The sequence below is a fragment of the Brotocaccenecus cirricatena genome (genome assembly GCF_020687045.1).
GTDB lineage: Bacteria > Bacillota > Clostridia > Oscillospirales > Oscillospiraceae > Vescimonas > Vescimonas cirricatena.
This window is the reverse complement of record NZ_JAJEPW010000012.1, coordinates 57,789-67,693: the sequence shown is the minus strand read 5'-3', so window position 1 is coordinate 67,693 and position 9,905 is coordinate 57,789. Positions and strand designations below refer to the sequence as shown.

General features: G+C 56.3%; 13 protein-coding genes. All 13 read left to right on the top strand.

Translation table 11 applies throughout. From position 1 onward, the window contains the following. Positions 1–150 precede the first annotated feature (150 nt). The 13 genes from LKD37_RS06085 to LKD37_RS06025 all read left to right on the top strand — a co-directional run bounded on the left by LKD37_RS06085 (position 151) and on the right by LKD37_RS06025 (position 9,901). Complete coding sequence (locus tag LKD37_RS06085; RefSeq protein ID WP_302928379.1) at positions 151–1,353, top strand: antirestriction protein ArdA; 1,203 nt, start codon at positions 151–153, stop codon at positions 1,351–1,353. A 141-nt stretch (positions 1,354–1,494) separates the two neighbouring features. Next, positions 1,495–1,833, top strand: coding sequence for a hypothetical protein (locus LKD37_RS06080; RefSeq protein WP_022177347.1), 339 nt, complete (start codon positions 1,495–1,497; stop codon positions 1,831–1,833). Then, positions 1,830–2,792: a DNA adenine methylase gene (locus tag LKD37_RS06075; protein WP_302928378.1), complete on the top strand. Its 963-nt coding sequence runs from the start codon at positions 1,830–1,832 to the stop codon at positions 2,790–2,792. Before LKD37_RS06080 ends, LKD37_RS06075 begins: the two co-directional genes overlap by 4 nt. Before the next feature lie 13 nt (positions 2,793–2,805). Next, entirely contained in the window at positions 2,806–3,324 is a 519-nt protein-coding gene (locus tag LKD37_RS06070) for a hypothetical protein (protein ID WP_302928377.1), read from the top strand. Positions 3,325–3,353: 29 nt separating this feature from the next. Continuing rightward, positions 3,354–4,082, top strand: coding sequence for a DUF3849 domain-containing protein (locus tag LKD37_RS06065; protein WP_302928376.1), 729 nt, complete (start codon positions 3,354–3,356; stop codon positions 4,080–4,082). Positions 4,083–4,100: 18 nt separating this feature from the next. Then, positions 4,101–4,463: a SpoVG family protein gene (locus LKD37_RS06060; protein WP_302928375.1), complete on the top strand. Its 363-nt coding sequence runs from the start codon at positions 4,101–4,103 to the stop codon at positions 4,461–4,463. A 33-nt stretch (positions 4,464–4,496) separates the two neighbouring features. Next, positions 4,497–5,045, top strand: coding sequence for a YodL domain-containing protein (locus LKD37_RS06055; protein WP_302928383.1), 549 nt, complete (start codon positions 4,497–4,499; stop codon positions 5,043–5,045). Between the two features lie 70 nt (positions 5,046–5,115). Then, complete coding sequence (locus LKD37_RS06050; protein WP_306414410.1) at positions 5,116–5,442, top strand: DUF6133 family protein; 327 nt, start codon at positions 5,116–5,118, stop codon at positions 5,440–5,442. Further along, the gene (locus tag LKD37_RS06045) at positions 5,442–5,846 is read left to right on the top strand and encodes a prepilin peptidase (protein WP_302928374.1); all 405 of its coding nucleotides are present in this window, start codon (positions 5,442–5,444) and stop codon (positions 5,844–5,846) included. Before LKD37_RS06050 ends, LKD37_RS06045 begins: the two co-directional genes overlap by 1 nt. 13 nt (positions 5,847–5,859) lie before the next feature. Next, positions 5,860–6,678 carry a Flp pilus assembly protein CpaB gene (gene cpaB / locus LKD37_RS06040; protein ID WP_302928373.1) on the top strand — a complete coding sequence of 273 codons (819 nt, stop codon included), beginning with the start codon at positions 5,860–5,862 and terminating at the stop codon, positions 6,676–6,678. Continuing rightward, on the top strand, positions 6,675–7,481 hold the full coding sequence (locus tag LKD37_RS06035) for an AAA family ATPase (protein ID WP_302928372.1): 807 nt from the start codon (positions 6,675–6,677) through the stop codon (positions 7,479–7,481). The genes cpaB and LKD37_RS06035 overlap by 4 nt, the downstream gene beginning before the upstream one ends. Continuing rightward, the gene (locus LKD37_RS06030; RefSeq protein WP_302928371.1) at positions 7,482–8,975 is read left to right on the top strand and encodes a CpaF/VirB11 family protein; all 1,494 of its coding nucleotides are present in this window, start codon (positions 7,482–7,484) and stop codon (positions 8,973–8,975) included. It begins immediately after the preceding gene. Then, positions 8,972–9,901, top strand: coding sequence for a type II secretion system F family protein (locus LKD37_RS06025; RefSeq protein WP_302928370.1), 930 nt, complete (start codon positions 8,972–8,974; stop codon positions 9,899–9,901). The genes LKD37_RS06030 and LKD37_RS06025 overlap by 4 nt, the downstream gene beginning before the upstream one ends. The last annotated feature ends 4 nt before the right edge of the window (positions 9,902–9,905 follow it).

Sequence of the window (9,905 nt, the reverse complement as noted above, 5' to 3'; positions counted from 1 at the left end):
CCTGTAACTTTTGTGTATACCCGAGGGGTTTCCTTGTATTCTGGGAAACTCCTCGGATAACAAAACTCACGGGATTACACGGCTGGGATGTCCCCGGTGCGGATCCCTCCGCCTACCAGCAGACCGAGCCGCAGATGGGAGGGATGAACCTTGGCTAAAAAGATATTTGGCGTCTATCTGGCAAAGCTGGACGCACCCAACAGTGAGGCCCACGCAAGGCTGGAACTGCCCGCCTCTCCGTGGGAACTGCACGATGCAATGGACAAGGTGCAGCTTCAGGAGAACGAGGAGCTGTATCTGGAAATCGATGATTACTATGGCTTCGAGTATCTCGCCCCTCACCTGATGGAACTGGACGCCAGTCTCAATGAGCTGAACGATCTTGCCGGTCAGCTGGCTGTACTGGGTGAAACGGAGCAGGAAGCCTTTGACGGCCTGCTTCGTCTGGAAATCCAGAGAAAGGTAGAATCCAACGGCGGTATTCTTACCATGCAGGATTTGAGAAATCTGGCGGTCAGCGCCGGTGCGGATTGTTGCCATGTGGTCGGCGCGACCAGTGACGCAGAATTGGGCCGCTTCTATGCCGAAAACGGCTTCGTGGAGGAACTGGACGGTCTCTCCGACGATGTGTTCGAGATGCTGGATTTTGGCAAAATTGGCAAAGCCCTGCGTGCCGGCGAAAACGGCACATTCACACAGAACGGCTATGTGGTGCAGCACAGTGAACTGGTCACCGCACCGCCCTGCACCAAGGAACTTCCCGAAAAGCCGGAATATCTCTTCCGTCTTATCCTTGGCCTCCACCCCGACCTTGAAGATGACCGCACCATTACGCTGGAATTGCCTGCGTCTGCTGAAGCATTGAGGAATGCGCAGAAGCAGCTCAGAGCAGACGGCTGGGAGGGTGTCGTGGTTCTCGACTATGACGGAATCATCCCGCAGGCGGCGGAGTTTGCTGACCTGCCAATGGAGCTGGATGCCTTCAACGATTTTGCAGAATCTGTGAAGGCTATGCCTTCCCGTGAAAAGCAGCTCCCGAAGCTGAAAGCTCTGCTGGAGCATTTCGGGGTAACGGATCTTGCTGCCGCCGCAGGCCTTGTCGAGCATATTGGGGATTACATCCTCACGCCGGAGATCAGTTCGCCACAGGAGGCGGCCATCGATGAACTGACCTTCACAATGGATGCACACTCGGCGGAACTGCTCCTGCCTCATGTAAATCTCTTCGCCTACGGGAACGAGATCATCAAGGATGACAATGCGGCACTCACGTCCTACGGCCTGCTGCATCGGGAGGACTATCAGCCGATGCAGACGCCGGTGCAGGAGCGCTTCGAAATGGATATGCAGTGACTGACATGATTCTATCCTGCCAAGCCAGCAGATAGAAAATACACCAAGGGGCCGTTTTTCCGGATGGGGAAAAGCGGCCCCTCCTTTTTTGCGCTCATTTTGCCTCTTGTTCCGGGATAACGGCTCCGGAAAGGAGGAACTGTGGCAACCAACGAAGCCCTTGCGGAATATCTTGCGCTTCACCACAAGGGTGAAGCAAATGCCGTCACCAGCCGGGAGTTGGAGTGCAGCTTTCAAATGCGTGGCTCTGAGCTGCGCCGGGAGATCAACGCCCTGCGCGGTGACGGCATTCCCATTTGCAGCTTTGAGGGCGGCTACTATTACGCCGCAACTGCCGAGGAGCTGGAGCGCACCATCCGGCAGCTCCGCAGCCGAATCAAGAAGATCGCATTTGCAGAGCGCGGCCTGTCCAGTGCTTTGCCAGACTATGTGGACACCGGTCAGCTTTCTCTCCCGCTGGATGGGGGTGATGCCCCGTGAACAGCTTTATCCCCTGGGTGGGCGGCAAGAGCAAGCTGCTGTGGATCATCAACAAGATGGCTCCAGATCACTACAGCCGGTTCATCGATGTCTTCGGCGGCAGCGGCACGGTGACCATGAGCCGCCCCATCCAGCAGGGCTGTATGGAGGTCTATAACGACTTTAACAGCAATTTGACCAACCTGTTCTGCTGCGTGAAAAACCGGCCCTTGGCGCTGCTGGCGGAATTGGGATTCCTGCCTCTGAATACGCGGGATGATTTCAATGTCCTATATAAGTTTCTCTCCAAAGGCGAGATCACGGATGACTATCTGCAAGAGGAAATGGAACTGACTGAGATCCTGCTCAAGCCGCCCGAGGCCGAAGCTATCTGCACTCTTCTGCTGGAGCGTGCTCCCCGCGGAGATGTCCGCCGTGCTGCAGATTTCTTCAAGCTGGTTCGGTACAGCTTCAGTGGCAGCTCCAAATCATTCGGCGGTAAGCCATGCGACATCCGCCGCTTCTTCCACCTGATTTGGGAGTGCTCTCGCAGACTGGCGAATGTCATTGTGGAGAACAAGGACTTTGAGGATGTCATCCGCCAGTATGACCGGGGCGATGCATGGATCTATTGCGACCCGCCGTATTTTGAGGCCGAATGCTATGAGGTAGCCTTCCCAAAGGAAAATCACCAGCGGCTCCATGATACGCTTCTGAACTGTCAGGGGTATGTCATGGTGTCCTACAACTACTGCCCGTACATTTGCGAGCTGTATCATGAGTTCTATATTTTCCGCGTTGTGCGCCCCAACAGTATGTCCCAGACGGCGGGCAGTGAATATGAGGAAGTCATCATCACCAACTACGACCCCCGCAAAGCCTGCTGGCAGCTCAGTTTGGAGAGCCTGCTGAACTGCGGCAGCGAGGCCCGGTATGAACTGATCCATGAGCCGGAAAGACCGATCAAAACGACAAATTAAAGGAGGGTCCCCCATGAATTTTATGAAATACCCCACGAAGAACGATATCAGCATTTCCAATGCCGTTCTGAAGCTGGCCAAGCTCCAGAATGCGGAAAGGCTGGAGCTCACAGCGGCCACGGGCGCAGTCATTGTGACCAGTGGCAGGATGACAGCGAAGGAGCTCCTCAGCACAGTACAGTCGCTGACTGGACGAGCTGCCGAGCTTATGACCTTGCTCCGTCTCACCTGTGGCGACTGCACAAATTGCAGCGAAGAATGTGCGTACCGGGATAGGCCAATCACCGAGCTGAGCCGCCCCGCTGTGGTCGTTCCCGATTGGGCGCGGCAGGATGCTGGTTTGGCCGGCGATGCCAAGCTGGACTGCTATGTGGACGAGGACACGCACGAGCTTACCGTAGTGGAAGCGGACTATGCCCACGACCTCTCCGATGTGCCGCCTGAGCTCCTGTTCGCCCTGCATCAGAGTGGCTGCTGCCTGTCTGCGTTGGAGGATGCGCTGATGGAGGACGATGTCATTTACGATAAGTGATACGAAAAAACAGAAGGAAGAAAAGTGAAATGAACGAAACCTATCTCTATCCCTACTCGGCACAGGAGGCCAGAATAAGAAATCAGCTTCATATGTGGCGAGAGAGCTACCGCGCCAATGTTGCCTGTCGGAATGCCATCGAGGAGACGATCCGTCAGAACTTCGATGGGATGAATCTGAAGAAGGACTGCCTGGAACCTGTGCTGGCGGAATATGGCTACAAGCGCACGGAATGGGTACTGGCCACCACCCTGCAGGAGCTTTCCTGGGACGGGCGTTTCAGCAGAGCAAACAAGCAGTGGGCGGCACGGCGATATATTCCGCAGGACGAGCGGCACAATGCCGAGATCACTGTCCGAAGCCATCCCGCCATTCTGGATGGCTTCGTCGACCTCTATCGGAAAGCGTATCAGAAGCTGGGGCTGTTTGGCCCCGAGCATTGCGTCGGTGACCGTGCCGAGCAGGATTACATCGGTAAGGTGCTGGTACTCAGTCCCGATACGCTGAAAGAGTCCTGCTGGAGCCAAGAAAACCAGCTGTGGTATGCCCACGACGGCTTCGGATGCAGTCCCCACGCTATCGGACGCTCGGTGCGCTGCACTTGTCTGGGCGATGGCGAAATGACCAGGTGGAACCGGGATGAGTTTGTCGGCGTGCTGGATGAGAAATTTCTGCCCGATTGGGCCAAAGAGAGTTTGTCGCAGTTCCAGCAGGAAGAAGCCGCTGAATCCCCCAGTATGAATAACCAATCCATGTAACAGAAAGGAGAAAAATCTATGGCAGCAACGCAGAAGAAAAAGCGGCAGGAAGTCCCTGCACCCCAGGTCGAGGCGAGGATCGACCGCATGGTGGACGGTGACTACAAAACCAAAGCCTATGCCAGCGTGACCATCGCCGGCGCATTTGCCGTTCACGGTCTCCGTGTCATTGAGACGGACAAGGGCCGCTTCATCTCCATGCCCCAGGAGTCCTACAAGAAAAACGGCGAGACGGTGTATAACGACACCTTCCATGCCGTCACCGCCGAGGCCAGGACTGCGCTGGTGGACGCGGTCAACGACGCTTACGAGCAGAAGCTGCAGGAACGCATGGAGCAGAGCGAAGATGCACCCGCTCAGGGCATGGAACAGCAGATGTAAGCGCCACGGTGTGATAGGAGGTGACGAGACTTGGTGCGATTCACCGTGGATAACCGAAATCGGCTCATCTTTTACGGCAATCCTGTGGGCTATGTGAAGGAGGAAACCGCCGTGGTGGACAAAATGTTCCGGACGGATGAGCTCAACCGATATCTGAGCCGCATGAACCTGACGCCCCGTTGGGAGGACGGGATCTTTGACCGGCTCGTATCCGGCGAGGTGACCGGCGAAGAACTGGCGCAGTCTCGAAAGGGCTGCCGCATCTGGCAGCTCAAAAAGGATGTAGACGTGGCAATGCGATTCATCGGGTACGAGGATCAGGTACGGAAGTTCGGAGAGCCGGATGCCGGGAATTATACGCTTGTGTTCGATGGCGACCTCGGTACCAGCGATCTGGAGCGGATCTATACCATCTGCCGGGACGCTCCACCTCCCGGCTATCAGGGCTACCGAATGGCACTGTCGGATGTGGTGGAGCTGTACGACGATTCCGGAAGCGAATTTTACTACTGTGACCGGGTAGGCTTCCAGCGGATCCGGTTCGAGCAGAAGCAGGCCCCATGCATCAATATGACCTTGTGAGCCGGACGGGAGATGACCGTCCGGCATTTTTGCCGTCTGCGCGGGGCCGTGGGCCTCCTGCAACACGCAAATGACCGAACTCACCAACAAAAAACTTTTGAATTTACAGGAGGAATATTTCATGAAGAAGTTCATCAAGAAGATCACCCATACCGCCAAGTCCGCTGTCACTTGCGTCAAGACCGCCGCGGTCAATTCCATGTCTGCCGTGCTTGCCTTCAACCGCCGTGCCGTCTGTAGCAATGCCGGTGAGGGCTACATCGACACTGCCGTCAAGGTGCTGATCGCCGTTGTGCTGGGTGCGCTGGTACTGGCTGGCCTCTATGCTATCCTGAACGATACGGTCATGCCCACGGTAACCCAGAAGATCACGGAAATGTTCAGCTACAATGGCTGATGCACTGGGCGCAGGCGATCCTCTTCTGCGGTGGTCTCATTTATGCCGCAGTGGATGACCTGAGGACCCGGACCGTCAGCAACATCGTCTGCATCGTCATTGCTTTGGCGGGGCTGATCACCATCAGCCCCGCCTCCCTTTTGGGGGCATTGCTGGCAATGCTTCCGTTCTACCTCTGTGCAGGCTTTGGCCTGATGGGCGGCGGGGATTGGCGGTTAGCTGCGGCGGTAGGCTTTGTGTTGGGAGTTGGACGGGTACTCACGGGATTCTTATTTATGTCCGTCGCGCTCCTGCTGGCATCCCTTGTCATGCGTGCATTCCCGGCACTGCGGAAGAGTGCGGCAAAGAAGCAGCCGCTGGTGCCATATTTCGCAGTGGCTTTTATTCCCGCGTATTTTTTATAAGGAGGAAAACGATTTGAAAATTTTTCGCAATCGCACCGTCATCGGTGTGCTGTGTATCCTGCTGGCGCTGATCATCTGCTTCGGTGTTACGCCGCTGTTCAGCCGCAGCGCCAGTGAGAAAACGGAGATCGTCCGTGTGACGAAGGACATCAAGGAAGGTGACGAGATCACCGCAGAGATGGTCCAGACGGTAGAGGTCGGTGCCTACAATCTGCCACAGAATCTTATGACAGACAAGAAAGAGGTCGTCGGCAAGTATGCGACTGCGGACCTGGCGGCCGGAGATTACATTCTTTCCAGTAAGCTTTCAGCTGTTCCTGCGGCAGAGAATGCCTATCTCTATAATCTGGACGGCAAAAAACAGGCCATCTCCGTTACCATCAAGAGCTTTGCCACCGGCCTTTCCGGCAAGCTGGAAAGCGGCGATATCGTCACGGTCATCGTGGCGGACTATCAGGGCAAGGGTGAAACAGCCATTCCTCCGGAGCTGCAGTATGTGGAGGTCATCTCGGTGACCGCCTCCTCCGGATACGATGCCAACACCGGTGAAGTGGTGGATGAAAAGGAACTGCCCTCCACCGTGACACTACTGGTGACCACGGAGCAGGCTAAGGTACTGGCGGAGCTGGAACAGGACAGTGAGTTGCATCTGGCGCTTGTGTATCGCGGAACGCCCGAAAACGCCGCTAAGTTCATTGCGGCGCAGGATGCCCTGATCGAGGAGCTGTACGCAGAACCGGAGCCGGAGAACAGTGGCGAAACCGCAGAGGGTACGGAATCTAAGGAAAGCGAGGGCGCGGAGCCTTCCGCGGAAAGTGAGGCCACCGAATGAATTTCCTGAAAGGCAGCCTCTTTCGCCGCAATACGGAGCCGGAGGAGCTGGAGCCGATGGAGGAGTCCGGAGGCGGCATCCTCGCCGTTTGGGGCAGTCCCGGCTGCGGCAAAACGGTAACAGCAGTCAAAATCGCAAAGCATTTGGCAGCCCAGAAGAAAAATACGGTGCTGCTCCTCTGTGATATGACCGCACCTATGATGCCCTGCATTTGCTCTCCCTCGGAATTGGAGGTCGATAGATCCCTCGGCAGCATCTTTGCCGCCCAGCACATCTCCGTAAATCTCATCAAGCACAATCTGACCACCCTCAAGCGCCTGCCGCACCTGACGATGCTTGGCCTTCGCAAGAAAGAAAACGAGTACACCTATGCGCCCTGCACCAAGCAGCAGGCGGAGGAGCTCATCCGCGGCCTCCGCGAGATTGTGCCCTATGTGGTCATTGATTGCTCCAGCTACATCGCAAACGACATTCTCTCCGCTGTGGCGCTGATGGAAGCGGACAGCGTTCTGCAGCTTGCAAGCTGCGACCTGAAATCGGTCGGATATCTCTCCAGCCAGCTTCCGCTTCTGGGAGAACTGAAATGGGACAAAGACAAGCAGTACCGGGTAGCATCCAACATCAAGCCCTTTCAGGCGGCAGACCGCATCGGTCAGGTGCTGGGCAGCGTAGTCTTCCGGCTGCCGTATTCGCAGGAGCTGGAGGAGCAGTATTTGGCCGGTGAGCTGCTGGCAGACCTCTCCATGAAGGACAGCCGCGCATTCCGCAAGGAGATCGATCGAATCTGTGAGGAGGTGTTCTGATTGCTTGGTGAAAGACGAAGCAACTCCCTGTTTACCCCGGCCGCCTCCGCAGAACCGGAGAGAAAGCCGGAACAGGCAGAGGTGCATGACATCTCCTTTGAGGAGCGCACCGGAAGGTCACTTTTCGCGGAAACTGCAACTGCACCACGTGCAAGCGAACTCTTCTTTGCCCCGCAGGAGAAAGGCGTCACCTTTGCGGATGCGCTCAGTCAGGTGCAGGGCTATCTCTCGGAAACCTACGCCACCCTCATCACAGAGGATAATTCGGGTGCCAAAGAGCAGATGAAGCGCCGCATGGCACGGTATCTGCAGGAGAACCGCATTGCTGTGGATGGCATGACGGCCTCTGAACTGGTGGACGCTCTGTACACGGAAATGGCAGAGTACGGATTTTTAACCAAGTACATCTTCGCGGACGGAATTGAGGAGATCGATATCAACTCCTGGCGGGACATTGAGATCCAGTATTCGGACGGTCATACCGCCAAGCTGGAGGAGCATTTCGATTCGCCGGAACACGCCGCCAATGTCATCCGCCGTATGCTGCAGAACTCCGGCAAGGTACTGGACAATGCCAGCCCCATCATTACCTCCCGATTGGCAAAGAATATTCGTATCTCGGTCATCAAAACGCCGGTGCTGGATGAGGATGCCGGTGTTGCCGCATCCATCCGTATCGTGAATCCCAGGAATCTTAGCAAGGCGGACTTCGTGCAGAGTGGCACAGCCACAGAGGAAATGCTGGACTTTCTGTCCGCATGCCTGCGCTATGGCGTGTCTATCTGCGTGGCGGGAGCAACTTCCTCCGGCAAGACCACCGTGGCGGGCTGGCTCCTCTCCACCATCCCGGACCGCAAGCGTATCTTTACCATTGAAGATGGCTCTCGAGAACTCCAGCTCATCCGGGAGCGTGACGGGCGGGTGACGAACTCTGTCGTCCACACGCAGACCCGTGACAGCGAGAATGAGCGCCAGCGCATCGATCAGATCGCATTGCTGGATATTGCCCTTCGCTTCAATCCGGACATCATCTGCGTGGGCGAGATGCGCGGCCCAGAGGCCAACGCGGCGCAGGAAGCGGCTCGTGTGGGCATTGCGGTGCTGACCACCATCCACTCCAATTCCAGCGAGGGTACCTACCGCCGCATGGTGTCCCTCTGCAAACGCGCCGTGGATACCCCGGACGATACCCTCATGGGATATGTCACCGAGGCGTATCCCATTGTGGTTTATTGCCGACAGCTTGAGAATAAGCAGCGCCGCATCACCAACATCTCTGAATGTGAGATTCTGCCGGACGGAAGCCGCAGACTTCACAAGCTCTATGAGTATCACATCACGGACAACCATTTGGAGGACAACCGCTTCATCATTGAGGGTGAGCACCGGAAATGTGAGGAGATATCCGAAAGCCTGCGACGCCGCTTTATCGAAAACGGGATGCCGCTTGGAGAGTTGGCGCAATTCGTTCAAGGAAAGGAGGAAGATGAATGACTATGATCCAGCTGATTGCCTGCATCGGCATGATCGCAGGGCTTTTTATGGTACTGCATGTCTCGCCGCGAGAACTGAGCGACAGTCTTTTTTCCCGCTTGACCGCAGCTCCCGGCAGTATCCGTGCCGATATCAACGAAACGACCAGGCGAAAAAAGGCAGGGTTCCTCCGGCGTGAGATTACCGAGGCGCAGACGGTCTTGGCAGCCTCCGGACGGGCAGACAGGTTCCCCATGGTGTGCTTTACATCTCTGCTCTGCTTTGCATTGGGAGCCTGCATCGCCATTGCCGCAGGAAACGCTTTCCTTGTGCCGGTGCTGGCTGTTGGTTTGATGCTGACCCCGTTTTGGTATGTCAAGCTCACGGCAGGCAGCTTCAAAAAGGATGTGGCAGCAGAACTGGAAACTGCGCTGTCCGTCATTACTACGGCCTACCTGCGTACCGAGAACTTTCAGCAGGCCGTGGAGGAGAATGTCCGTTACCTGCACCCTCCGGTGCAGGAGGTGTTCCAGCGCTTTCTGATGCGCATCAAGCACATCGACCCGGATATGGACGCGGCGCTCGTTGACCTGAAAGCCGCCATCGACAATGAGGTCTGGCGGGAATGGTGCGATGCCGTAATGGCTTGTCAGGCAGACCGAAGCCTGACAAGCATTCTGACGCCCATCGTCTGCAAGCTGTCGGATATGCGGGTGGTCAATGCGGAACTGGAAAATCTGGTGTTTGGCCCCCGCAAGGAGTTCATCACCATGGCAATCCTCGTGCTGATCAACATTCCGCTGGTGCGCTTCATCAATAAGGACTGGTATCATACGCTGGTAGCCACCATCCCCGGTCAAATGGTCATCGCTGTCTGCCTTGCCGCTGTGTTCGTGTCCTTCGCATTCGTCGTGAAGCTGACGCAGCCCATTGAGTATCGGAGGTGAGAGG